Source organism: Saccharothrix sp. AJ9571 (assembly GCF_021725495.1).
Taxonomy (GTDB): domain Bacteria; phylum Actinomycetota; class Actinomycetes; order Mycobacteriales; family Pseudonocardiaceae; genus Amycolatopsis; species Amycolatopsis magusensis.
Genome location: NZ_CP091382.1, coordinates 3340276 through 3364392 on the forward strand (window position 1 = coordinate 3340276; position 24117 = coordinate 3364392).

Annotated in this window: 22 protein-coding genes and 1 tRNA gene; 14 read left to right on the forward strand and 9 right to left on the reverse strand. The window is 70.5% G+C overall.

Annotated features, from left to right (window positions below; all coding sequences use genetic code 11):
* Window positions 1-104: 104 nt before the first annotated feature.
* The 4 genes from L3Q67_RS15095 to L3Q67_RS15110 are packed head-to-tail and all read left to right on the forward strand — an operon-like array spanning window position 105 to window position 3521.
* Complete coding sequence (locus L3Q67_RS15095) at window positions 105-611, forward strand: hypothetical protein (RefSeq protein WP_499190097.1); 507 nt, start codon at window positions 105-107, stop codon at window positions 609-611.
* Complete coding sequence (locus L3Q67_RS15100; protein ID WP_499190098.1) at window positions 611-1669, forward strand: efflux RND transporter periplasmic adaptor subunit; 1059 nt, start codon at window positions 611-613, stop codon at window positions 1667-1669. The genes L3Q67_RS15095 and L3Q67_RS15100 overlap by 1 nt, the downstream gene beginning before the upstream one ends.
* Window positions 1666-2325: an ABC transporter ATP-binding protein gene (locus tag L3Q67_RS15105; protein WP_282768292.1), complete on the forward strand. Its 660-nt coding sequence runs from the start codon at window positions 1666-1668 to the stop codon at window positions 2323-2325. The genes L3Q67_RS15100 and L3Q67_RS15105 overlap by 4 nt, the downstream gene beginning before the upstream one ends.
* Window positions 2325-3521 carry an ABC transporter permease gene (locus L3Q67_RS15110; RefSeq protein ID WP_499190099.1) on the forward strand — a complete coding sequence of 399 codons (1197 nt, stop codon included), beginning with the start codon at window positions 2325-2327 and terminating at the stop codon, window positions 3519-3521. The genes L3Q67_RS15105 and L3Q67_RS15110 overlap by 1 nt, the downstream gene beginning before the upstream one ends.
* A gap of 48 nt (window positions 3522-3569) precedes the next feature.
* Here the strand turns inward: L3Q67_RS15110 and L3Q67_RS15115 are convergent, their stop codons facing one another.
* The 3 genes from L3Q67_RS15115 to L3Q67_RS15125 are packed head-to-tail and all read right to left on the reverse strand — an operon-like array spanning window position 3570 to window position 5559.
* A complete protein-coding gene (locus tag L3Q67_RS15115) occupies window positions 3570-4724 on the reverse strand; it encodes a WXG100-like domain-containing protein (RefSeq protein WP_499190100.1) in 1155 nt (384 codons plus the stop codon).
* A gap of 11 nt (window positions 4725-4735) precedes the next feature.
* Window positions 4736-5041 (reverse strand): hypothetical protein, encoded by a 306-nt coding sequence (locus L3Q67_RS15120; RefSeq protein ID WP_499190101.1) that lies wholly within the window; start codon window positions 5039-5041, stop codon window positions 4736-4738.
* Window positions 5038-5559, reverse strand: coding sequence for a YbaB/EbfC family nucleoid-associated protein (locus L3Q67_RS15125; protein WP_499190102.1), 522 nt, complete (start codon window positions 5557-5559; stop codon window positions 5038-5040). The genes L3Q67_RS15120 and L3Q67_RS15125 overlap by 4 nt, the downstream gene beginning before the upstream one ends.
* A gap of 54 nt (window positions 5560-5613) precedes the next feature.
* Here L3Q67_RS15125 and L3Q67_RS15130 point away from each other — a divergent pair, with 54 nt between their 5' ends.
* The 3 genes from L3Q67_RS15130 to L3Q67_RS15140 are packed head-to-tail and all read left to right on the forward strand — an operon-like array spanning window position 5614 to window position 8442.
* Entirely contained in the window at window positions 5614-6732 is a 1119-nt protein-coding gene (locus L3Q67_RS15130) for a sensor histidine kinase (protein ID WP_499190103.1), read from the forward strand.
* Complete coding sequence (locus L3Q67_RS15135) at window positions 6725-7804, forward strand: hypothetical protein (protein ID WP_499190104.1); 1080 nt, start codon at window positions 6725-6727, stop codon at window positions 7802-7804. Before L3Q67_RS15130 ends, L3Q67_RS15135 begins: the two co-directional genes overlap by 8 nt.
* Window positions 7789-8442: a DNA-binding response regulator gene (locus L3Q67_RS15140; RefSeq protein WP_499190105.1), complete on the forward strand. Its 654-nt coding sequence runs from the start codon at window positions 7789-7791 to the stop codon at window positions 8440-8442. The genes L3Q67_RS15135 and L3Q67_RS15140 overlap by 16 nt, the downstream gene beginning before the upstream one ends.
* Here L3Q67_RS15140 and L3Q67_RS15145 read toward each other — a convergent pair.
* The gene (locus tag L3Q67_RS15145) at window positions 8439-9581 is read right to left on the reverse strand and encodes an epoxide hydrolase family protein (RefSeq protein ID WP_499190106.1); all 1143 of its coding nucleotides are present in this window, start codon (window positions 9579-9581) and stop codon (window positions 8439-8441) included. The two genes, L3Q67_RS15140 and L3Q67_RS15145, sit on opposite strands and share 4 nt — an antisense overlap.
* A 53-nt stretch (window positions 9582-9634) precedes the next feature.
* Here L3Q67_RS15145 and L3Q67_RS15150 point away from each other — a divergent pair, with 53 nt between their 5' ends.
* Complete coding sequence (locus L3Q67_RS15150; protein ID WP_499190107.1) at window positions 9635-10834, forward strand: alpha/beta hydrolase family protein; 1200 nt, start codon at window positions 9635-9637, stop codon at window positions 10832-10834.
* Here L3Q67_RS15150 and L3Q67_RS15155 read toward each other — a convergent pair.
* Genes L3Q67_RS15155 through L3Q67_RS15170 form a run of 4 tightly spaced genes read right to left on the reverse strand, consistent with a single transcriptional unit; the run spans window position 10812 to window position 18774 of the window.
* Entirely contained in the window at window positions 10812-14819 is a 4008-nt protein-coding gene (locus L3Q67_RS15155) for a TIGR02680 family protein (RefSeq protein WP_499190108.1), read from the reverse strand. The two genes, L3Q67_RS15150 and L3Q67_RS15155, sit on opposite strands and share 23 nt — an antisense overlap.
* Window positions 14816-16054, reverse strand: coding sequence for a TIGR02678 family protein (locus L3Q67_RS15160; protein ID WP_499190109.1), 1239 nt, complete (start codon window positions 16052-16054; stop codon window positions 14816-14818). Before L3Q67_RS15160 ends, L3Q67_RS15155 begins: the two co-directional genes overlap by 4 nt.
* Window positions 16051-17586 carry a DUF2397 domain-containing protein gene (locus L3Q67_RS15165; RefSeq protein ID WP_499190110.1) on the reverse strand — a complete coding sequence of 512 codons (1536 nt, stop codon included), beginning with the start codon at window positions 17584-17586 and terminating at the stop codon, window positions 16051-16053. The genes L3Q67_RS15160 and L3Q67_RS15165 overlap by 4 nt, the downstream gene beginning before the upstream one ends.
* A 30-nt stretch (window positions 17587-17616) precedes the next feature.
* A complete protein-coding gene (locus tag L3Q67_RS15170) occupies window positions 17617-18774 on the reverse strand; it encodes a TIGR02679 family protein (RefSeq protein ID WP_499190111.1) in 1158 nt (385 codons plus the stop codon).
* Between the two features lie 26 nt (window positions 18775-18800).
* Here L3Q67_RS15170 and L3Q67_RS15175 point away from each other — a divergent pair, with 26 nt between their 5' ends.
* Window positions 18801-19547, forward strand: coding sequence for an AraC family transcriptional regulator (locus tag L3Q67_RS15175; protein WP_499190112.1), 747 nt, complete (start codon window positions 18801-18803; stop codon window positions 19545-19547).
* Window positions 19548-19586: 39 nt separating this feature from the next.
* Entirely contained in the window at window positions 19587-20309 is a 723-nt protein-coding gene (locus tag L3Q67_RS15180) for an SWIM zinc finger family protein (protein WP_499190113.1), read from the forward strand.
* Between the two features lie 25 nt (window positions 20310-20334).
* Here L3Q67_RS15180 and L3Q67_RS15185 read toward each other — a convergent pair.
* Window positions 20335-20407 (reverse strand) — tRNA-Arg (locus L3Q67_RS15185).
* Window positions 20408-20631: 224 nt separating this feature from the next.
* Here L3Q67_RS15185 and L3Q67_RS15190 point away from each other — a divergent pair.
* The 4 genes from L3Q67_RS15190 to L3Q67_RS15205 are packed head-to-tail and all read left to right on the forward strand — an operon-like array spanning window position 20632 to window position 24078.
* A complete protein-coding gene (locus L3Q67_RS15190; RefSeq protein ID WP_113694589.1) occupies window positions 20632-21282 on the forward strand; it encodes a response regulator in 651 nt (216 codons plus the stop codon).
* Window positions 21283-21304: 22 nt separating this feature from the next.
* Window positions 21305-21907, forward strand: a complete 603-nt coding sequence (locus L3Q67_RS15195; RefSeq protein ID WP_499191540.1) for a trimeric intracellular cation channel family protein — start codon at window positions 21305-21307, stop codon at window positions 21905-21907.
* 51 nt (window positions 21908-21958) lie between these two features.
* Window positions 21959-22651: a response regulator transcription factor gene (locus tag L3Q67_RS15200; RefSeq protein WP_209662585.1), complete on the forward strand. Its 693-nt coding sequence runs from the start codon at window positions 21959-21961 to the stop codon at window positions 22649-22651.
* Window positions 22648-24078 (forward strand): sensor histidine kinase, encoded by a 1431-nt coding sequence (locus L3Q67_RS15205; RefSeq protein WP_499190114.1) that lies wholly within the window; start codon window positions 22648-22650, stop codon window positions 24076-24078. The genes L3Q67_RS15200 and L3Q67_RS15205 overlap by 4 nt, the downstream gene beginning before the upstream one ends.
* Window positions 24079-24117 lie beyond the last annotated feature (39 nt).

The following is a 24117-nucleotide window of genomic DNA, read 5'->3' on the forward strand; positions in this document are numbered from 1 at the left end:
ATCCCCGATCGCGGTGTTTCGTCCCCGTTAGCGAACGCGGAAACCCTGCGGAAACGGCCCTTCGGCTTGCATCGGCTCCCACGATTCCCGACACAGGAGGACTGATGCGACGGCTCACCCTCGGCGCGCTGACCGCGCTGACCCTGCTGCTCACCGCGTGTGGCGCCGACGACGGCGGTGATCAGGTGGCTTCGGCGGGGCAGCCGGCCACCGGGGCACCCGCGAGCGCCGCGCCGGACGGAAAAGCCGGTGACATGGGCGTGAAGTTCGCCCAGTGCATGCGCGAGAACGGCGTGGACATGCCCGACCCGGAGCCGGGCAAGGGCGTGCAGCTCAAACTCGACGGCAAGATCCCGAAGGAAGTGGTGGACAAGGCGCAGGAGGCCTGCCGCCAGTACAGCCCCCAGGCCAACGGCAAGGCGAACCCGCAGATGCAGGAGAACGCCCGCAAGTTCGCCGAATGCATGCGGGCCAACGGCGTGGAGGCCTTCGCCGACCCGGACCCGAACCAGGGCGGCATCCGGATCGACAAGCAGCAGGCCGAGGACCCCGACTTCGAGAAGGCGCAGGAAGCCTGCAAGGACCTCATGGCGCTGCCGGAGGGCAAGTGATGCGGAGGAAGGTCGCGGCCGGGGTGGCCGTGGTGGTGGTGGCCGGCGCGGCCACCGCGGGCATGCTGGTGTTCACCCAGATGCGGAGCGAGGCCGGTGACACCGCGGCGAGCGAACTGCCGCCCAGCACGGCGGAAGTGGCCCGGCAGACGCTCAACGACTCGCACGACGCGGACGGCGAACTCGGGTACGGCGTCACCACGACCATCAGCAACCGCCTGCCCGGCACGCTCACCTCCGTTCCCGAAGGTGACGCGAGGATCGCGCGCGGACAGCCACTGTACAAAGTGGACGACAAGCCGGTGGTGCTGATGTACGGCTCGATGCCCGCGTACCGCAACCTGACCGACGGCGTCGAAGGCCCGGATGTGCGGCAGCTGGAGGAGAACCTGCGCGACCTCGGGTACACCGGCTTCACCGTCGACGACGAGTACACCTCGGCCACGGCGACCGCGGTGGCGAACTGGCAGGAGGACCTGGGGCTCGACGAGACCGGGATCGTCGAACTCGGGCGCGTGGTGTTCGCCGACGGTGAGTTGCGGGTGGACAGCGTCGAGGCCAAGGCGGGCGAACCGGCCACGCCGGGACAGAAGGTGCTGACCCACACCGGCGTCGCGAAGGCGATCACCGTGGAACTCGAGCCCGCCGACCAGCGACTGGCCAAAGAGGACACCGAAGTGCAGGTCGAACTGCCGGACGGCAAGAAGATCACCGGTCGCGTCGACGAGGTGTCCACGGTCATCCAGCCGGGCGAGGGGCAGAACCAGGAACCGACCACCAAGGTCGAAGTGATCATCGGCTTCGACGACCAGCAGGCCGCCGAGTCGTACGCGCTGGCCTCGGTGGACGTCACCTTCACCGCGGACAAGCGCGAGAACGTGCTCACCGTCCCGGTGGCCGCGCTGCTGGCGCTGGCCGAAGGCGGTTTCGGGGTGGAGGTCGTGGAAGGCACCGCGACCCGGTACGTGCCGGTGGACACCGGGTTGTTCGCGGACGGCCGGGTGGAGATCTCCGGCAGCGGCATCACCGAGGGCACGGTGGTGGGGGTGCCGAAGTGATCTCGCTGACCGAGGTGAGCAAGACCTACCCCGGCGGGGTCGCCGCGCTCAGCGGGGTTTCGCTGCGCGTGGAGCAGGGGGAACTGGTCGCCATCGTCGGGCCGTCGGGCTCGGGGAAGTCGACCATGCTGAACCTGCTGGGCACGCTGGACCGGCCGACTTCGGGGGACGTGCACATCGACGGCTACGACGTGGCGAAGCTGTCCGACGCCAAGCTGTCCGTGCTGCGGGCGCGCCGGATCGGGTTTGTGTTCCAGCAGTTCCACCTCGCCTCCGGCGTTTCGGCGCTGGAGAACGTCGCGGACGGCCTGCTCTACACGGGTTTGCGAGCGGGGGAGCGGCGACGGCGGGCGTGTGCCGCGCTGGAGCGCGTCGGCCTGGCGCACCGGATGGACCACCGGCCGCACGAACTCTCCGGTGGGGAGCGGCAGCGGGTCGCGGTGGCCAGGGCGGTGGCCGGGGATCCGCCGCTGCTGCTCGCCGACGAGCCGACCGGTGCGCTGGACACGGTGTCCGGGGAGGGCGTGATGCGGTTGATGCGGGAGCTGAACGCGGCGGGCACCACGGTCGTGATCATCACGCACGACCGGGACATCGCCGATTCGCTGCCGCGGCAGGTGCGGATGCGTGACGGTCAGCTCGTGGGGGTGAGCTGATGGCGGACGTACTCGCACCGGCGCGGATGTGGCCGCGTGATGTGCTGAAGGTGGGAGCGATCGGCCTGCGGACGCGGCCGATGCGAGCTTTCCTGTCCGCGCTGGGCATCGCCATCGGCATCGCCGCGATGGTCGCCGTGGTGGGGATTTCCTCGTCGTCGCGGGCCGAGTTGGACCGCACGCTCGACGCGCTGGGCACGAACCTGCTCACCGTCGCGCCGGGCACGACGATGATGGGCGAGCAGGCGCAGCTGCCGCTGGCGTCGGAGGCGATGACTTCGCGGATTTCGCCGGTGGAGTCGCTTTCCGCGGTCGGCCGGATCGAGGACGCGAAGGTGTTCCGCTCGGACAAGATCCCCGAGACGCAGACCAACGGCCTTTCCACCTACGCCGCCCGCAGCGACCTGCTGGCCACGGTCGCGGGTCGGGTGCGGAGCGGGAGCTGGCTGAACGACGCGACCGGTTCGTACCGCGCCACCGTGCTCGGTGCGGTGGCCGCGGAACGCCTGGGCATCGGCCAACCGGGCGCCCAGGTGCTGATCGGCGGCGAGTGGTTCACCGTGCTCGGCATCCTGGAACCGGCGGAACTGGCCCCGGAACTGGACGCCGCGGCGCTGGTCGGGTGGCCGGCCGCCGAGGCTTCGCTGTCCTTCGACGGGCACCCGACGACCATCTACACGCGGTCGCAGGAAACCCAGGTGGAGTCGGTGCGTTCGGTCCTCGGCGCCACGGCGAACCCGGAAGCGCCGAACGAGGTGGAGGTCTCGCGCCCGTCGGACGCGCTGGCCGCCAAGCAAGCCGCCACCGAAGCCTTCACCGGCTTGCTGCTGGGGTTGGGCGCCGTGGCTCTGCTCGTCGGCGGCGTCGGCGTCGCGAACACCATGGTCATCTCGGTCCTGGAGCGACGCGCGGAAATCGGCCTGCGCCGCTCGCTGGGCGCCACCCGGGGCCGCATCCGGAGCCAGTTCCTCGCGGAATCCCTCCTGCTCTCCCTCCTGGGCGGCGTGGGAGGAGCGGTGCTGGGCGCCGGCGTCTCCATCGGCTACGCCTTCTCCCGAGACTGGCCCGCCGTCATCCCACCCTGGTCGCTAGGCGGCGGCATCGCGGCCACCCTGCTGATCGGCGCACTGGCAGGCCTCTACCCAGCGATCCGCGCCTCACGGCTGTCCCCCACGGAAGCCCTGGCCACCCCGTGACGAAAGCGGCGGGGCCGCCGGGAAATCTCCGCGACCCCGCCGCCACCGTCACGGCTCGTACTGGACCTGTGGGTGGTCGTCGGCTTCGTCGTTGCCGTTGTTGCCCGCGGTGTTTCCGAGGTGCTGGGCGCCGGTCGAATTCCAGCCGCCGCCCAGTTCTTCGGGGCTGGTCCGGTGTCGAGGGCCGCCGTCGACGCGGTAGTCGAGGCCTTGCCCGCCCGGGTGGTGGGCGTCCAGCAAGCCCTCGTGGCGGTTGGTCGCCCCGCCCAGCGCACCACCGACCGAGCCGGTGGAACCGCCCGCGATAGCGCTGTCGACCAGTTCGCCGCCGCGTTTGCCGTTGGCGAAGTCGTTCGCGATGTTGCCGGACGCCCCGGCGACCGCGCCTTGCGCGGCCCCCCGCGCGGCGGCGCTGCCGAAGTAGGCGGAGTTGTCGCCGATGGTGTTGGCCACCCCGCGGGACAACCACCGCGATGGTTGCTCCACCGAGGTTTCCCCGGCCTCGTTGGTGATCCTGGTGATCGGCCGGTTCGCGGCCCGGATGCTCGCCGCGGTCGCCGCTCCACCGGTCAGTCCGCCCGCGGCCCCCGCGATGGCGCCCGCCTGGATGGCTTTACCAGTTTTGCCCGCGTCCCATTCGTCTCGATTCCCCGCTCCGGTTTGGAAGGCCTGGATGGTGAGATCGACCGCGAGGTTGATGCCCACGTTGATGACGATCTGCTTGAGCAATTCGGTCAGCAGCCGCATGGCCACCACCCTGGTCGCGGCCATCGCGATCGGGATGCCCGCCGTGCTGGACCCGAGCGTGCCGACCGCCGAAGCGATCAGCAACGCGATCTGCGCGGCCAGGATGATCAGCGCGGCGATGATGCTGAGCTTGGTGTACTCGATGCTGGTCGCGCTCTTCCGGCAGGCGTCGGCGATCTGGCGGCAGAGCTTCGCCAGCTTCGGGTAGTCCGCGTCGTCGCACCGGGTGAAGCCGTTCCAGTGCTGGGTGAAATCCGCTGCCGCGGCGGATTTCATCCCGGCGAGCGCGGCCTTCGCGGCGACGTCACCGTCCTTGGCCACCTCCTCGACCGATTCCGCGGCTTTCTCCCACAACTCGCCCAGGCGGCGCAGCGCGGTCTCGTCGCCTTCCGGCCACGAGGTGCCGATGACCTTCTCGGCCAACCACTTGACCTCGCCGGGAACTTCGATCCCCATCGGGGTTCCTCTCAGTCGCTCAGCCGCCGTTTGGTCTTGGCTTCCTGCTCTTCCCAGTCCTTCGCGGCGATTTCGAGCGCGACGCCGGTTTCCACGGTCGAGCCGGCGATCGTGGTGAACCCCTCCTTCGCCTTCTCGACCGCGGGCAGGTAACCCTTGGCGAACGCGTCGCCGATGCCGTCGCCACCCCAAGGTGCGCCTTCGCCCTGCCCACCGGCGAAGAGGGTGTTCATCGCCTGCTTCAGGTCGTCGGCCGCCGCCTTGAACTTCGGTGCGGCCGCCCGGAGCACGTCCGGGTCGATCCTGGCCGTGGTCACTGGTATCCCCTCTGCATGATCGAGCCGATCGGTTCGTCGTCTTCGAGGTGCTGGGTGCGGGGGCGCGGGCGTGCCGGTGGGGCAGGGGGCACCGGTGCCGTTGCCTGGCCCCCTCGGCCAGGCAACGGCACCGGCGGGTTCAGCGCGGTCAGCGAAGGCGCACCGGGGAAGAGGTCCGGGAGGTCCGGCATGCCTTGGCGCGCCGGGGCGAGCGCGGCTGCCGACTTCGCGTGGGCGGCGGCCGCGGCCGCCTGGATGGTCTGCACCACCAAGTGGCCCAGGCGGTCGGGGGTGTTGCGGAGCAAAGCCGACTGGGCGAACCGGACGCCGGTCACCACGCCGGTCGCGTTCACCGTCACCGCGACCTGGCCGTCCGGTGACTGCGCCTCGCCGGTGGCGTTCGCGGCCTCCGCCTGCGCGGCCTTCAACTCACCGGTTTGCTTGCGCAGGCCCGCTAACATGTCCTCGACCTGGTCGCGCAGCGCGGTGTTGCGCGCGTCCAGCTGATCCTGTTCCACGCGGTACCTCCTGGTCGGCTGGACTCCGAAGTTAGTGCGGGCCTGGGAGGGGCGGTGCCGGTCGATCAACCCACACCGGGCGGGCCCGCCGAGCGCGAGGTCGAGCGAGTCGGCCGCCGGTACGCCGTGGTCGTGCGGACCGCGGTGCTGCTTCCGGTCGCCTGCCTGACGTTGTTCACCGTGCCCCTCGATCGTTCGGTGGCCGTGGTGCTCGCGCTGGCTGCGTGGAGCGCGTTCTACTGGGGCCGCGCGTCGCGGGTGCTGGCGCTCGACACCGCGGTGATCGCGGTGCTTTGCCTCGGCGCGCGGTGGATCGACCCGGTGGCGCTGCTGCACGACAGCACCAGCTGGGTCCTCGTCGCGGTGTCCATCACCGCGGTGTGCCACCAGTGGCTGTGCGAGCCGGTGCCGGGGTTCGTGCTCACCGTGGTGCTGATCGCGGCCTACCTGGCGGGAGCGGCGATCGCCGACCCCGGCGGCTGGACCGCGTCCTTGCCGCTCGGCCTGTGGACGCTGGCCGAAGCCGGGTTGTCGCGTGGGCTGCGGGTGCTGGTGCGCAAGGCGAGCCGGGTGGTGGACCGGGGGACGGCCGCGGGGGAGCGGGTGCGCCGCGAGGCCGAGATCGCCGCGGCTCGCCGTGCCGACGAACGCGAGCACCTCGCCACCATGCACGACACCGCCGCCGCCACCCTGCTGGCGATCGGCACGGGCATGGTCACCGGCCGCGAGCCGTGGCTGGCCGATCGTGCCGCGCGGGATCTCGACGTGCTTGCCGGCCGGGCGGAACTGCCGGAAGGCCGGGTGGACCTGGCCGAGCTGCTCGACGATGTGGCCCGGCACAGTCCGGTGGACGCCGAAATCCGGACCACCGAACCGATTTCCCTGCCGACGAGACCGGCTGTCGCGTTGTGCCGGGCGGCTGGGGAGGCGCTGGAGAACGTCGCCCGGCACGCCGGAGTCGCCACCGCGGTGGTCACCCTGTGCCGTGTGGGTGAAGGCGTTCGGCTCGAAGTGACCGACACCGGCCGGGGATTCGACCCGGCGGCGGTCCCCGCCCACCGCCACGGACTGTCGAAGTCCATTGTGGACAGAGTTGCCCGGGTCGGTGGGACGGCCGTGGTGCGCAGCACGCCCGGCAGCGGCACCACGGTCGAGCTGGCGTGGCATGGCTGAACTGACGGTTTCCCGGCTCTTCCGCGGCCTCCGCCTGGCCACCCTGCTCATCATCGCGGTCACCCTGTTCGGCCTGAACCTGCCGCTGCTGCTGGCGAACGCCGAGGTCTACCGCTCCTTCGCGGTCGAGGTGGCCGCCTTCGCCGTCCTGACGGTGGTCGCCGCGGTCACGGGTGTGCTGATCTGGCGCGACCGCCCGCTCGGCCGGTGGCGCTGGCCGGCGCTCGGCGCGGTGTTCGCCGCGTCGGTGGCCGCGGTGTCGGCCGTGCCGCCGGAACTCGTGGTCACCGAGGCGGAATGGTCCTACGGCACGATCGGCTGGTGCTGCCTGCTGCTGCTCGCCGATCACCGGTTCACCGCGGTGCTGCTGGCCCTGGCCGCGCACCAGGTGTTCAGCTTCGGGCAGCTGATCGCGGTCGGGCAGGCCGATCGGCTGACCCTGGCCGGCCTGGCGACCGTGTCCGTCCTCGTGCTCGGGTACCAGCTCACCGTGGCCGCGGCGACGGCCGCGCTGAACCGGCTGGCCCGCCTCGCCCAGCGCACCGCCGTGCAGGAGGAACGCACCCGCACCGCGGAGGCCGTGGCCGGCCAGCTGCACCGCGATCGCCGTGCCCGCTTCGAGGAACTGGCGACGAGCACCGTGCCGCTGCTGGCCAGGCTCGCCGCCGGAACCCCGGTGCGCGACCGCGCGTCCTACGCCGTGGAGGCGGCCAGGATGCGCCGCCTGTTCGCCGAAACCGACGATGTCGACGACCCGCTGCTGCACGAGCTGCGTGCCTGTGCGGAAGTGGCCGAACGCAAGGGAGTCACGGTGTTCCTCGGCACCTGGGGCGAACGACCGGAGCTGCCCGTCCCGATCCGCCGCGCGCTGACCGAACCGGTGGCGGCCTGCCTCGCCGCCACCGTCGCCGAAGCCAGGGTGACCGTGCTGGGCGCCCCCGGCACCGCGACCGTCAGCGTGGTGACCGACGCGCCACCACCCGTCCGGCTGTCCTCGTCCGCGCAGGTCACCGTCACGCACCGCGAATCCGGCGGCAAGCACTGGGTGGAGGCCGCGTGGCCGGCGAAGTGATCACCGCGGTGGTCATCGACGACCACCCCGCCATCGTCAGCGGCATCGAAGCCTGGTGCGCCGCCGCGGAACCGCCCGTGCGGGTGGTCGACTCCGGTCCCACGGTCGCCGTCGCCTGGCTCGACCCCGGCAGCGAAGCCGACGTGATCGTGCTCGACCTCCAGCTCGCCGCGCCCACCCCGGCTTACGGCGACCTCCGCAGGCTGGTCGACGCCGGCCGCCACGTGGTCGTCTACACCATGCGCGACGACAAGGACACGGCCCTGACCTGCCTCGACATCGGCGCGTCGAGCTACCTCACCAAGGCCGAGGGCCCGGCGCACCTGGTCGCCGCGATCCACGCCGCCGCCAGGCAGCTGCCCTACACCCCGCCCTCCATGGCCAGGGCGATCGGCGTGGACACCCGGCCCGATCGGCCACGCCTCAGCGCCCGCGAGGTCGACGTGCTGGTCAACTGGTTCGCCTGCGAGTCCAAGGACATGGTCGCCGAGAAGCTCGGCCTCTCGGTGCGCACGGTCAACTCCTACATCGACCGCGTGCGGATCAAGTACGCCAACGCGGGCCGCGCGGCACCCACGAAGGCGGGCTTGGTCGCCCGTGCCATCCAGGACGGTCTGGTTCGCCTCGAAGATCTTTAGTTGTCAAGCAGCATCCGGAAGAAAGCACGCACCTCCTTCACGAACGACTCCGGTTGTTCGAGTGCGGCGAAGTGCCCACCCCGCTCGGGTTCGGACCAGTACACGATGTTCGTGTAGCGGTTGGCGGCCCAGCGCCGGGAGGGGCGCGGGGTTTCCCTGGGGAACAGGGTGCAGCCGGTGGGAACTTCGATCAGGTCGCTGGTGGCCTCGGTGAACCACTTCTGCACCTGCCGGATGCTTTCCCAGTACAGGCGCGCGGAGGAAGCACCGGTGCCCGGCAGCCAGTAGATCATCACGCTGTCCAGGATTTCGTCCCTGGTGAGCACGTTTTCCACGTCACCGCCGCAGTCGGTCCAGGAACGCAGCTTCTCCACGATCCACGCGCACAGCCCGACCGGTGAATCGACCAGGGAGTAGCCGATGGTCTGCGGTTTGGTGGACTGCTCGGCGGAGTAGCCGTCCTCCCATTCGCTCGCGTGCCGCAACGCGTCGAGCGATCGCTGCTCGGCTTCGGTGAGGTCGTCGAAGGTGTCCGGATCGGGGGCGGCGAGCGGCGGCATGAGGTGGATGCCGATCAGCCGTTCCGGCGCCTCCACCGCCATGCACGTGGTGATGCTCGTGCCCCAGTCGCTGCCCTGGGCGCCGAACCGCTCGTACCCCAGCTCGCTCATCAGCCGCAGCCACGCCCCGGCGATCCGTTCGATGCCCCACCCCGGCTCGGCGGGTTTGTCGCTGAAGCCGAACCCCGGGATCGACGGGCACACCACGTGGAAGGCGTCGGCGGGATCGGGCGGATCGGTCAGCGGCTCGATCACCTTGAGAAACTCGAGGATCGAGCCGGGCCACCCGCTGGTGAGGACCAGCGGGACGGCGTCCGGGTGCGGCGAGCGGACGTGCAGGAAGTGGATGCCCAGCCCGTCGATCTCCGTTTTGTACTGGGGGAGCGCGTTCAGGCGGGATTCCACGCGCCGCCAGTCGTACCCGGTGGCCCAGTAGTCGCACAGCTCGCGCAGGTACGCCAGCGGCACGCCCTGCGACCAGTCGCCGACCGTCTCGGCCTCTGGCCAGCGCGTGCGCAGCAGGCGATCGCGGAGGTCGAGGAGCTCCGCTTCGGGGACTTCGAGTCGGTGGTCGATCACGGTGGGGACGATAAACGGGTGCCCCGACAGTTTCGCGTTGGTAGCGTCGCGCGGTGCCTTCGACCGTCTTCGCGGACCACACTTTCTCCTTGCCACTGAGCCATGATCACCCCAATGGGGAAAGAATCGAGGTCTACGCGCGCGAGGTGCGGACGCGCACGGATCTGCCGTGGCTGCTGTACCTAAACGGCGGTCCGGGCTTCCCGGCGCCACGGGTGCACGGCGACGAAGGCTGGCTGCGGCGGGCGCTCGCGGACTACCGCGTGCTGCTGCTCGACCAGCGCGGCACCGGCCGGTCCACCCCGCTCAACCGGCACACCCTGCCGCGACTGGGACCACACCTGCACCACTTCCGCGCGGACTCCATCGTGCGCGACGCCGAACTGATCAGGCGCTCCCTGCTGGGCGACGAACCGTGGTCCGTCCTGGGCCAGAGCTTCGGCGGCTACTGCACGGTGACGTACCTGTCCATCGCGCCGGAAGGCTTGCGGGAAGCCCTCATCACCGGCGGCCTGCCCGGTGTCGAAGCCGGCGCGGACACGGTCTACCGGCACCTCTACCCGGTCGTCTCGGCCAAAACGAAGGCGCACTATGCACGCTTCCCCGGCGATCGCGACCAGGTCAAGCGGGTGGTCGAGCACCTGAACGACGACGAAGTCCGCCTGCCGGGCGGCCGTCTGCTGACCGCCGACGCGTTCCGCCTCCTCGGCAATCTGCTGGGCTCCAGCACGGGCAGTCGCCAGCTGCACTACCTGCTGGAGGACCCGTTCACCGCAGGCAGGCTCTCGGACGCGTTCCTGATGCAGGTCGAACGCGAGCTGTCCTGGGCGAGCACGTCCCCGATCTACTCGCTCCTGCACGAGGCCACCTACGCCCAGAACGGCAGGACGGACTGGTCGGGGGAGCGGGTGCGCGCCGAGTTCCCGGACCTGGACTTCCTCGGCGAGATGATCTACCCGTGGATGTTCGAGAACGATCCGCTGCTGCGGCCCTTCCGCGCACTGGCCCACGACCTGGCGCAACACCACTGGCCCGCCCTGTACGACCTGAATCGCTTGCGGGCCAACGAAGTCCCCGTCGCCGCCGCGATCTACGCCGACGACCTGTACATCGCACGGGACCTCTCGCTGGCCACCGCAGAGCTGATCCGCGGCCTACGCCCCTGGCTGACCGCCGACCACGGCCACGACGGCCTGCGCGTGAGCAACGGCGCCGTGCTGGACCACCTCCTCACGAGCCTTCGTCGGGGATGAGGGCGGTGCCGTCCCAGGTGAACCGCGCGGTGGTCACCGCGTCGTCGCCATCGGCGCCGGTGATCAGCTGGTGGATGCCCACCCCGCTCAACTCGGCGTAGGTGCACCACTCGTGGTCCGAGGTGAGCATCAGATCGAGGTCGAGCGCGGACAGCAACGCGAACACCTGCCCGCGGTTCGTGGTGTCCACGCCGACGAAGACCTCGTCGAGCAGGATGACCCGCGGGGCCTCCGGCACGGCTTGGTAGTGCGCGGCGACGGCGGCGAACAGCGGCAGGTGCAGCGCGATCGCCTTCTCGCCGCCGGACAGCGCGCCGTGCAGCTTCCTGGTCAGCAGCTCCCAGCCGTTGCCGTTGGCACGATCGACCTTCACCACGAACCGGTGCCAGGCGGTGTAGTCGAACACCTGGGCCAGCTGCTCTTCCCAGGTGGCCGCGGTGTCGTCGGACCTCGCCTGCTCGATGCGCTCGCGGAAGAACCGGTGCAGGGACTGCCGATTGGCCTCGGAGAGCCGGACCGGGTCCTTGAGCAGCAGTTCCCTGGCGGTCTTGGTGCCGGGCGGCAGGTCGGGCGCGACCTGCCAGACCAGGCGCACGGCCACCTTGGACGCGGTGCGCACGCGTTCCAGGCGGGCGTTCATGCCGTCGACCAGTTCGTTGGCCTGCCGGATCCGGGCCGCGAGGTGGCGGCGGGTGTCGCCGGTCAGCGTCTGGTCGAACAGCTCGCGTTCCCGGTCGGTGATCTCGTGGCGGCTGTCGTCGGCTTCGGTGTCGAGGACGTGCAGCAGTTCGGTGGCGCCGACCCGGACCCCGTCGACCACCGCGGTGAAGATCTGCACGTCCTCGTCGGTTTCGAGGTCCAGATCCGCCCGTGCGCTCAGCGCGCTGCGGCAGGTGTGCACCGATTCGGACAGGCGGTGCAGCGCGTCACCGATGTTCTTGGGGGCGTGCGGCATGCTCGGCCAGGCCGTGGTGACCAGCCGGGCCGCGTCCAGCGCGGCGCGCACGCCTTCGGAGCCGCGCAGGGTCTCTTCGAACTTCGCCAGGTCGTCGAGTCCGCTGTCGGCCGGGAAAACCCCGGTGGCCAGCTGGCGGAACCGGTGCGCGGCCGCGTCCCGCCTGGTCGAGGCGGCTTCACGGGCTTGCTCGTCGATCTCGCGCCGTGCCCCGAGTTCACCGACTTTGGTGGCCAGTTCGTTGACCTCACGCGAGGTCGCCCGCAGTTCCTCGGCGAGGCTGCGCAGCTTTTCCCGGAGCGCGGCGATTTCGGCCAGTACTTCGCGGTAGTCGACGCCGAACGTGCTGTCGACCGCTTCGAGGGTCGCAGCGAGTTTCTCGTGGCGGCTCTCGGCCTCCGCGGCTTCCTCTTCGCGCGCGCTCGCATTGGCCGCCGACCGCTGGGCCTGGTTGCGTGACGTGGCCAGCACCCGCCGCGCTTCCAGCAGCTTTTCGTGGGCTTCGAGCCAGGTTTCCGCCTGTTCGTGGAAGACGGTGACCGCGGATTCCAATGTGGACAGACCGGTGCGCTCGGCGGGCAGGCCGTGTTCGGCGGCGAGGCTGGTCAGCTGCCGCAACGCGCGGGTCACCTCGCCTTCCCTGGCCGTCACCGTGTCGACGCGTTCCTGGACGATCCGGTTGGCCGACCCGAGATCGGCCTCGGCTCGGGTCAGCACCGACGTGGCCTCGATCAGCGGTCCGTGGCCGGGCCGGGCGCCGCGTTCCGTTTCGAGCACTTGACGCCGGGTGCGCAGCGAAGCCAGCTCCCGTTCGAGGGAGGCGATTTCAGCCTCATAGTCGGAAAGCTGGTCTTCCAGGTCCTGGATGCGGAGTTCCCGCGCACGCCGTCGAGCGGTCGAGCCGATGAAGGACGGCTGCTCCTTCTGCCAGCTGCCGGTGACGTTCCCGAGCCGCCAGGTCCCGTCCGCGCCGATCGCCGCCGGGGAATCGGGCAGGACCTCGCCGAACGCCACCGACGTCAGCAACCGCCGCACCGCCCGCGAATCCTCGCTGCCCTCAGGGATGAGCACGTCGGCGAGCGAACCGCCGGTGACCGGCACCAGGGCATCCGGATCGGCGAAGATGTCGTGCCCCTCGATCTCGCCGCGCGGCCCGAGCCACGCGTCGAGCAGGCCGGACGCTTCGAGCGCCGCTTCGATGCCCGCGCGCTCGTTTTCCGCCGTGGTGGCGGCGAAATCGACCAACCGCCACAGCGGTGCGCCCGGCATCCGGCTCCGGTCCGCTGTCCTGGTGGCCGGGGCGGTCGGCGGGATGTCGCGTTCCGTGCTGAGCCGGGCCGCTTCGGCGGCGACTTCATCGCGTTTGGTCCGCGCGACCTCCAGCGCCGCGCTCCGGCTCGTTTCCAGCGTGGTGATCTCCTGCTGGGCGCTCAGCGACGCCGTCTCGACCAGCGCCAGCACGGCCGATTCCGACTCCGCCTGCTCGGCCAGCGCGGACGGGTCCTCGAACCGCAGCTCGTGGCACCCGGATGCCCACTCCACCAGGCGGGCGCCGAATTCGAAGAGCACGGTCTCGCGCTCCACCGCCGCGGTGTCGAGCTTCTGCTGGGCCGTGGAGAACGCCGTCCTGGCCTGGTCGAGGTCGCTTTCCGCCTGGTGCCGCAACGCCACCGCGCGTTCGTGGAAGTCGAGCGCCTTGCCGACCGCGCTGAGCTGTTCGCGCTTGGCGCGTACGGCCGCCCGCAACAACGGGCGGCCGGGTTCCCGGACCAGCTCCGCGTGCACGCTGCTCATCGCGGCCCTCGCGGCGGCGTGCCGGATGTCGGTCCGCTGCACCTTTTCGATCTCCGCGTGCCGGTGTTCGGCCTGCTCAGCGGCTTGCTCCGTGGCGCGGTCACCGTCGGCTTCGGTGCGTTTGCGGTGAGCGTCGTCGCGGATCCTGGTCGCTTCGGCCCTGGCTTCGCGGGTGCGTTCGCGCAGCCTGTCCAGCTCTTGGCCCTGCTTGTACGCGTCGCTCTCCGTCAGCCCGGCCTTGCGCGATTCGGCTGTGCCGATCTCCTTTTCCAGCGCCATCACGCGTTCTTCGGCGGCCTGTTTCCGGGCTTCGACCTCGGCGTGTTCCTCGGCGGACGCCTTCGCTGCCTTGGCGGAGTTCTCCAGCTCGTTCGTCGCCGTGGTCAGGACGGCCGCTCCCGCGCGAAGCACCCGTTGCGCGTACGTCTTCTGCCGTGCGGCGAGGGTGCGGGTCGCCGCGACCTCCTCCTCCAGCGTGGTCAGCTTCTCGCGCTGGGCGTCGAGCCGCTCGAACCCCTCGGCGAGGTCCGCGATCTCCTGCGGGTCGAGCGGTGGCAGGGCCCGGGAAAGCAGGTTCGACAGGAGGCCGGGGTCGAGGCGCTGTGACAGCTTCGGCGTGCGCAACTGCAGCAGTGCCAGGATCAGCGCCTCGTACCGCTGCTCGCTCAGCGAAGGGAACAGCGTGGTGCGGACCTCGGTCCGGTAGTCGGTCGCGCTGCCGTGCACGGTGCCGCTGCCGCCCAGGTGCTCGGCCAGCGCGTTCTTGGTCAGCGGCTGCCCGGCCTCGTTCACCAGCTCGAGGTCGTGGCCGATCCGCAGCCCGGTGGTGAAGTACTCGGGGTGCACGGTGGTGGTGTGGCTGCTCGCCTGGAGCCGGGCACCGCAGGTGAACCAGCGCCCGCCCGCCCGGAACTCGAGCCAGACGTAGCCCACCCGGGTGGTCCCGGTCGCGCCCTCGCCCATCAGGTTCCAGTGCATGGTCCGTTCACCGGTGCCGAAGGTGGACAGCCGGTTCGCCCGCAGGTTCGCGTCGAACAGGAACGGCAGCAGCACCTCGAGCGCCTTGGACTTGCCGCTGCCGTTGGGCCCGCGGAGCAGCAACCGTCCTTTGTGGAACTCGAAGACCTCGTCGTAGTACCGCCAGACGTTGAGGATGCCCGCGCGCGTGGGAACCCAGCGCGAGGGCGGTGCTTCCGGCTCGTCGGCGGCGCGGTGCGGCAGTGCGGTGACGGTCACGGGGTCGTCTCCTCGGTGGTCCTGGTGGCGGAAACGGCGTACCGCGCCGCCGCGGGCAGCGGCCGGACCACGCCCGCGGTGACCCGCACGAGGTCGAAGTCGGTGAGCACGGCCAGCGCGTCGGCGGCCAGCTGGCGCGTGCCCTCGTCACCGCGGTAGCTCTTGGCCCACCGCGGGAAGCGGTCGAGCAGGGCCGCGGCGGTGAACTCGAGCTGCTCCACGGTCGCGGGCCCGCTCATCGTGTCGAGCAGCAGCAGGGCGGCGACCTTGGCGTTGGCCACGTCGTCCGGGAAGCGGCTGTCGGTGGCGATGGAGTCGACGTCGATCAGCAGCACGCCCTCGGCCCGCTCCTCCAGCAGGAATCCGCCCAGCTCGGCGGCCTGCCGGAGCAGGCGGCGCCCGGTGGGGGAGTTGAGGTACGCCTGCTCGTCGGCGGACAGATCGTCGAAGTAGACCACCGGATCATCTACCAGCCTGCGGAAAACCGAATGCCGCAGCCACAGGTTCCGCTGGACGTCCGAGGCGCCGGGCGTGTCCTCGTGCCGGCCGGCGGACAAGCCGTACCGGCGTTCGCGGGAGACCGCTTCGAGCAGCTCCTCGAACCGCAGGGCGACGTCCTCCGCCGGTACCGCCAGCTGTGACGGGCCGACGGGCGCGGCCAGCAGCCGCAACAGCAAGGTCGGGTCGACGCGGTAGAGGACCTTCGCTTCGGCCGACTCGACGAAGGTCTCGGTCACCCCGTCGACGACCTCGACCGCGCCATAGGATTCGAGCAGCCGGAGCACGTCGACGAACGCCATCCGCTCGCTCCGGCTCGACGCGTCGAAGGTGGTGACCACTTCGTCCGCGTTGGTGGCCCTGGTGATCCGGTCGGCCAGCAAGCCGATGGTGGTCACCGGCACCGACTGCAGTTCGGCGGCCACTACGCAGAGCAGCACGTACCGGCGGCGGTCGAACGGTGCCCGGCCGGACCGCAGCCGCCGCGCGGGACGGCTGGCGTCCGCGGCGACGCGCACCTTGACCAGCCGGGCGTACCCCAGCCGCGGCTCGACCGTCAGCGTCCAGCCGCAGTAGTAGTCGAACCACTTCCTGATCGGTTCGCGGCGGCGTCGCACCAGGTCGAACACGTCCGGCGCGGAACGTTCCGTGATCAGCGGCGTGGACAGCAACCAGCGGATGCCGTAGGCGACCTCTTCGCGCTCGGCCGTTACCAACTGGTTGGCGAGCTGGCTCATGTGTCGTCTCCGCTCGCTCGCCGCCGTCGTTGCCCGGCCGCCCGGATCTCGATCTCGTAGTCGGGACCCCGGAACTCGCCGCGCGGGGTGGTCAGCACCGCGATCGCGCCGTCCTGGGGCGGCCGCAGCAGGATCTCGATCCGGCCGTCCGAGGTGGTGCTGCGCCGGGTGCCGCCCGCGCCGGGACCGGTGGCCAGCGCGTTGCCCAGCAGGTCCAGCAGGCGTTCGAAAAGCGCGTGATCGAGCCGCTCGAACGCGGAAAGCCGGATCGCGCCACCGGTGTCGAGCATGTCCCAGGCGGCCTCCAGCTCGGCTCGCTCGGCCAGCGCCTGCTCGGCGCGTGCCGCCTTGATCGCCGCGACATCGCGGACGCGGCCGGTTTTGGTGAAGCGCTCGGCTTTCCCGGCCGACCGCAGCAGCGGGGAGACCGCCACCGGCGGGATCTCGTGCCAGGAAGCGGCCGGGCTGACGAGCTCGGGGTCAGGGTGGGCGAGGTGCGCGTGCCGTGCCGAGCTGAGGCCGAACATGGTCGTCCACAGGCGGTGCAGATCCTCCTGCGCCGGGACGACCGTGAACCACCTGGCCAGCTCGCGGAAGTCGGCGACCGCGCTGCTGGAGCGCCGCTTGGACTCGGTGATCCTGGCGAGCACCTGCAGCAGGGTGATGATCGCGCGCCGCGCGACCAGGTGCAGCTGCTCGACCCGGGGAGCCGAACCGTCCGACGGCCGGAACCACGCGCGCAGCCCCTCCCAGCGGGCGCGGCGGTGCGCCAGCCAGGCCGGGCCGGGATCGGTGCCGGTCAGGTGGGGGAGGTCGGCGCCGAGCAGCGCGCGCTGGTGGAGCACGCCGACGCCGTGTTCCTCGATCTTCCCGATCCGGGTGGCGATGGCGTGGGTGCGGGGTTCCAGGTTCGTCAGGAACTCCTCGAGGTAGGCGACCGTCGACGCCTTGACCTCGTGGAAGGTGGTGAGGTCGGCGCCGTCCGCGCGCAGCAGGCGCTGGAGCTCGCCGTTGAACTGCTTGGTGTTGCCCCGCAGGGCTTCCAGGTGCCCTTCGAGTTCGGTCAGCGTGCTGAAAACGCGCCGGTCGGACCCGGTTTCCAGCTCCTGGACCAGGTCGCCGAGCCGGTCGGAGATGGCGTCGAGCACGGCTGTCTGCAGTGCGCCGGTCGAGGCCAGCAAGCCCATCGCGTGCACCACGCCGGCGAAGGCCGCTTCTCCCTGCCGGGTGAGCGAGTACTGCAGGTTGCGGCGCTCGTACTCGCTGGCCGTGCGGTAGTTCTCCGAGTGGTTCTGGGTGACGTCGACCAGGTTCCAGGTGCGGAGCTGGTCGAGCGCGGTGGCGAGGTCGTTGTCGTCGAGTGCGTCGAGCCAGCCGATCGAGCGCAGGCGGGCGCGGACGTCGTCGAGCCCGAGCGCGGTTTCCAGCCGTTCGTTGGCCTCGCCGAAGGCGTGCAGGACCGCGACGTAGAGCTCGGCCCGGTCGCCGCTGGTGAAGCGGAACATCTCGGGCGGGACGCGGATCGGGTCCATGGCGACCACGGTAGGTGGTGATACCGACAGTTACCGGGAGGTGGGCAGTTCTGTGAGCAAAACCGGGGCCACGCGTTCCTCGGAGACCGTGGTGCCGACGCTCCTCAGGTGGCCGGCGAGCGCCGCGTCCCACGGCACGTCGGTGACCCGGCCGACCGGCGGCCCGTCGCCGATCGCGGCCGCGGCGAGGTAGTCGTCGCTGGTCATCCGCCACGGCCGTGCGCCGGTCCGCGCGATGACGTTCGCGGCGATCCGCAGTCCTTCGCCGTCGAAATCGCCGTGGTAGTGCAGGTTCGCGGTGGCCAGTTGCCGGAGCAGGAGGATGCCCGCGCTGCTCGGCCAGCCGGAGGTGCAGACCATCGGCGGGCAGCGGTCGCCGAAGCGGTCGAGGGCCAGTGCCAGGACGCTGGGGTTCTCGAAGATCCAGACGTCCTGTGGTGGCTGGATTTCGCTCTTCCGGAGTTGCTGCAGGGTAAGCACGGCGGCCTGTCCCGCGTCGGCGCATGCCCGCAGGATCCGGTTTGCGACGTCTTGGTTGGCAGCGCGAAAGCCCGCGGCCAGAACGGTGGAGGACAGCTCGTCGTCCGCGATCCCGGCTTGCTCCCAGAGCGCGCGGCGATCCTGGGCGTTCTGGGGCTGCGGCAGGTCGTAGATGGCGGTCAGGGCCTTCTGGACCAGGCCGGTGAGCCGCCTGCCGTCGTCGAGGGCGTGGGTCTCGCCGAGCACGTTTTCGGCGAAGACCGGCAGGGGCACACCAGCGGCGGGGAGGCGGGCGAGCACTTCGAGCGCTTTTTCGAGCTCCTGCTTGCCGGCCCTGATGGTCGCGGCCCACTCGCCCAGGGCGGGCTGCGCCTCGACGACCGGGTGCGTGGCGAGCCAAGTACGCAACTCAGCGCGTTCGTTCGCCGCCTTTCGGCGCTCAGCCGCACGGTCGCCGATGGGTCCTCGCAGGTGGGTGAGGACGGTCCGAAGGTCCTGGCCGGTGGCCTCCTGCACTGCTTCCTGGAGTCGTGGCAGGGAGATGTCGGCGTGGGGGCCGGGGAGCTTCCGGAGTCCGAGCAGGTCGGCGATGGCCGCCTGCTGATCGGCGTCGAGGGGGCCGACCCGGACCCGGCTCACCGGCAGCCCGGACGACAACCTCGTGTGGACCGCGTGCCACAACGGCGCCAGTTCAGGACGGAAGCTCACAGTGGTCGCAGCATAGACTCAGGCGCGTGACCAGGGACGCGCGTGAGCTGGGGAGCGCATGGACCAAGTTCCAGCGACTTTCGTTTCCGCGGCCTTCGCCCGCGCTGGCTCGGTACGTGGACCGCTTCTGGGTGGTGTCGTGGGATTACGACGAGCCTTACCGGCAGCTGATCGTGCCCCGTCCGAACGTGCACCTGGTGTTCAACCGCAGTGGCGGCGCTTACGTGAACGGTGTGTGGTCCGGCCACCGGATCAAGGTCTTGGAAGGCTCGGACGGCGTCTTCGGCGTGGCGTTCCGGCCGGGCTGTTTCCGCCCGTTCCTGGGGCGCTCGGTGTCTGAGCTGACCGACACCACGGTGGACGCCTCCACGGTGTTCCACGGCGAGGTGCCGGACTCCCCCTCCGTGGCGGCCGTCGAGGAGTTCCTGCTGGCCCAGCGCCCCGCCGCGGATGCCAGGGCCGATCTGGCTGTCGATGCCGTGAACCTGATCATCGCGAAACCCGAGATCACCCGTGTCGCCCTACTGGCCGATGCGCTGGGCATGAACGCGCGGGCCCTGCAACGCCTGTTCGCCGAACACGTCGGCATCGGCCCGAAGTGGGTCATCCGGCGATACCGGCTGCACGAGGTCACCGAACGCCTGTCCGCCGGCAGCGTCGTCGACTGGGCCGCGCTGGCCGCGGAGCTGGGCTACGCGGACCAGGCCCACTTCACCCGGGACTTCAAATCCATGTTCGGTGAATCGCCCACCCACTACGCGGAACGCTACTGAGGTTCCGGCGTCCGCTCGTGCTTGGCAGAATGCGACCTCGTGGTGGCGATCGAGGTGAGCGAAAGTTCGGTGCGGGAACTCGCCGGTCCCAAGTCGTTCGAACGAGGTGAGAAGTACTTCGCCGCCGGGCAGGTCCGCCGGGTGAGCGTCGACGGCAAGACGGTGAGCGCGGCGGTCGAAGGCACGCACGTCTACCGCGTGCAACTCGAAATCACCCGGTGCGGATTACGTGGCACTTGCAGTTGTCCATACGGTGCCGAGAGTTTTTTCTGCAAACACTGCGTGGCGACTGCGCTGGCCTGGCTCGACCAAGGTGGAAAGCCCGGCAAACCACGCCGGAAACCGTTGTCGGACAACGACCTGCGCTCATTTCTCGGCACCTGCGACCAGTCCTGGCTGGTGGACCAGCTGATGACCGCCACCAATTCGGACCCAGTGTTGCGAGCGCGCCTGGCTGTCGCAGCAGGAGCAGACGCCAACAACGCCTTCGACGATCGCGAACTGCGGAAGCGGCTGGAAATGGCTATCGAAGTCGCTGACTACGTCGATGAGGTTGCGGCGTACAGCTATTTCCACCACGTCGATGAAGCCCTGAACGCAGTGGAACACCTGCTGACCGGCGGCTTCCCCCACGCGGCGGCCACCTTGGCGGAATACGCACTGGAACTGCTGGACGCCGCCACCGACCAAGTAGAAGACCTGGACGGCCTGCACGCCATGATCGAGCGGGCCGAAGAGATCCACCAGGCGGGTACCTCATGAGCGCTGCTCGTCCGATACCCAGGAGTGCCCCCGGCAGGATTCGAACCTGCGACACCCGCTTTAGGAGAGCGGTGCTCTATCCCCTGAGCTACGAGGGCGGGGACGTGCGGGTCCCAGCCTACCGGGCCCAGCACCGGGACAGCAGCCCAGGGGAAAGATCAGGGATTGATCACGACGCGTCATAGAACCGCCTGGCCGCCGTCACCGTATTGCCGGATGTCACCAGCGGGTGTGGCTCGCTTCGAAACCGACGCTACCCCTAGGTAACCTTCGGCGATGGGATGCGGGGACCCCGCGTTCCCCCGGCAGCCGGAGGCGTCCGTTGATCAAGGTGATGTTTGCCGACGACGAGGAACTGGTCCGTTCGGGCCTGCGCGCGATGCTGTCCGGCGCCCCGGACATCGAGATCGTCGGGGAGGCCAGCGACGGCAGATCAGCCGTGGAGACCGCGCGCCGCTTCCACCCCGACGTCGTGCTGCTCGACATCAAGATGCGCGCCGCCGACGACGGCATCCGGGCGCTGAGGGCCATCCAGGCCTTCCCCGAGCCACCCACCGTCGCCATGCTGACCACCTTCGACATCGACGAGTACGTCAGCCTCGCCCTGCGGCTCGGGGCCAACGGCTTCCTGCTCAAGGACATCGACCCCGCCGCCCTGCTCAGGGCCATCCGCGACCTCGCCCGCGGCGGAGCCGTGCTCGACCCCGGCGTGGCCGCCCGCATGGTGAACGCCCACCGCGACGAGCAGCGCGCCGCGCAACCCGCGCGCAAGCTGCTGGCCTCGCTGTCCGAACGCGAACGCGAGGTGGTCGGGCTGATCGGCCAGGGCCTCTCGAACGCCGAGATCGGCGGCAGGCTGCACCTGTCCGAAGCCACGGTCAAGGGCTACGTCAGCGCGGTGCTCTCCAAGATCGGCGCGGCCAACCGGGTGCAGGCGGCCCTGCTCGCCTACCGCGGTGGCCTGATCGACTGAACCCGTGCTCATCGCGCTGGAGATGATCGGGCTGGTGGCCTTCGCCGGCTCGGGTGCGCTGGCCGCCGTGCAGGCGCGGCTCGATCTCTTCGGCGTGGTCGTGGTCGGCTTGACCACGGCGCTCGGCGGCGGCATCATCCGCGACGTGCTGCTCGGCATCACCCCGCCGACCACCCTGCGCACCTGGCCCTACCTGGCGGTTTCCGCCGCGACCGCGCTGCTCGTCTTCTTCTTCCACCCGCAGGTCGCGCGCCTGCGCCGGGCCGTGCTGCTCGCCGACGCGCTCGGGCTCGGGGTGTTCGCCACCGCGGGCACCTCGACCGCGCTGCACGCCGGGGCACCGGTCTACACCGCGTGCCTCATTGGCATGACCACCGGTATCGGTGGTGGAGCCGTGCGTGATCTGCTGCTCCGCGAGATCCCGCTCGTGCTGCGCAAGGAGATCTACGCGGTGGCGGCGCTGGCCGGGTGTGTGCTGGTCGGGGTGGGGCACCTGCTGCGGCTCCCGGCCGGGCTGGTCATCACCGCCGCGGCGGTCACCACCGTCGCGATCCGGGTACTGGCGCTCTGGCGCCGCTGGAACGCGCCGGTCGCCAAGGGCACCCCGCCGAGCTCATTCAGCTGATTCCGCGCGTGCTCTTAGGACTGTCTCAGACCGGCGGGTAAGACTGTGCCCATGCGCATTCTCGTTGTCGACGACGACCGGGCGGTCCGGGAGTCGCTCCGCCGCTCCCTGGAGTTCAACGGCTACCAGGTCGAACTGGCCAGCGACGGTGCGATGGCCCTCGAGTCGATCATCGCCAACCGGCCCGACGCGATGGTGCTCGACGTGATGATGCCCCGCCTCGACGGGCTCGAAGTGGCCCGCCGCCTGCGCAGCACCGGCGACGACCTGCCGATCCTCGTGCTCACCGCCCGCGACACCGTCTCCGACCGGGTCTCCGGCCTCGACGCCGGTGCCGACGACTACCTGCCCAAGCCGTTCGCGCTGGAGGAACTGCTCGCCCGCCTGCGTGCCCTGCTCCGCCGCGCCAGCCCGGAAACCCAGCCCGGCCAGCAGGCCGAGACGCTTTCCTTCGCCGACCTCACCCTGGACCCTGGCACCCGCGAGGTCCGCCGCGGCGAGCGCGACATCAGCCTGACCCGCACCGAGTTCGCGCTGATGGAGCTGTTCCTCTCCTACCCGAAACACGTGCTGACCCGCGGCCGCATCCTCGAGGAGGTCTGGGGCTACGACTTCCCGACCTCGGGCAACGCGCTCGAGGTCTACGTCGGCTACCTGCGGCGCAAGACCGAAGCCGGAGGTGAACCGCGGCTCATCCACACCGTCCGCGGTGTCGGCTACGTGCTCCGCGAGACCCCGCCGTGAGCAGTGGAGTTCCCACGGTCGTGGTCGGGCGGGACCCGACGCCCGAGGCGGGTCGTCGCCGGTTGTCGCTCGGCTTCCGCGTCACCATGCTCGCCGCGGTCTGCGTCGCCGGCGCGGTCGCGCTGGCTTCGTTCGGCGCCTACTTCACCGTGCGCGACAACCTGTACAGCCAGATCGACGAGAGCCTGAACGCGCGCGCCAGCACCGTGCTCAACGACCGCGACGTGGTCCGCACGGGCGGCGCGGAGATCCCCGGGTACATCTTCAAGCTCGCCGACGTGCAGTTCGACATCATCTACTCCAACGGCGAGAGCGCGCTGCGCGACCAGATCACCGACCGCCCGCCGATCGGGCCGCAGGAGCGGCAGGTCGCGGCCAGGACCACCGGGCAGTCGATCCGCACCGACGGCCGGGCCGACTCGCGCGTGCTGGCCGTGCCGTACGAGGTCACCGGCGGCACCCCGCTCGCGCTGGTCATCGCCCAGCCGCTCGAAGGCACGAAGCGCACGCTCAACGAGCTGTCCGTGGTGCTGCTGCTGATCGGCGGTGCGGGCATCATCGTCGCCGCGCTCGCCGGGACCGTGGTGGCCCGCGGTGGGCTCCGGCCGGTCGAGCGGCTCACCCAGGCGACTGAACGCGTGGCGAAAACGGGTGATCTGACCCCGATCCCGATCAGCGGTGACGACGAGCTCGCCAGGTTGACCCACAGCTTCAACACCATGCTCGGCACGGTCGCCGAGTCCCAGGAACGCCAGCGCCAGCTGGTCGCCGACGCCGGGCACGAGCTGCGCACCCCGCTGACCTCGTTGCGCACGAACCTGGAACTGCTGCTGGCGGCCAATCGCGCCGGCGCGCCGAAGCTCGCCGACTCCGACCGGGTGGACATCGAGGCCGACATCGGCGCCCAGCTCGACGAGCTGACCCAGCTGATCGGCGACCTCGTCGAACTCGCGCGGGCCGACGAGCCGCGCGCCCAGTTCGAACGGGTCGAGCTGGTCGAGGTGGTCGAGCGCGCGCTGGACCGGGCGCGGCGGCGTGCCGGTGAGATCGAGTTCGATGTGGACCTGCGGCCGTGGGTGCTCAGCGGTGATTCCAGTTCGCTCGAGCGCGCGGTGTTGAACCTGCTGGACAACGCGGTGAAGTTCTCCCCGGCCGACGGGCACGTGCGGCTGCGGCTTTACCCGCTCGGCGACGGCACCGCGGTGGTCGAGGTCGCCGACTCCGGCCCCGGCATCGCCGAAGAGGACCTGCCGAAGGTGTTCGACCGGTTCTACCGCTCGTCGGAAGCCCGTACGCTGCCCGGATCCGGACTGGGGCTGGCCATCGTCAAACAGGCCGCCGAACGCCACGGCGGCACGGTGTACGCGGGGCAGGCGCCGGGCGGCGGCGCACTGCTGACCATCCGGCTCCCCGGGGTGCCCGGCTGAGAATCCTGACGATCGCGGCGGGTGTTTGATCGTGTAGGA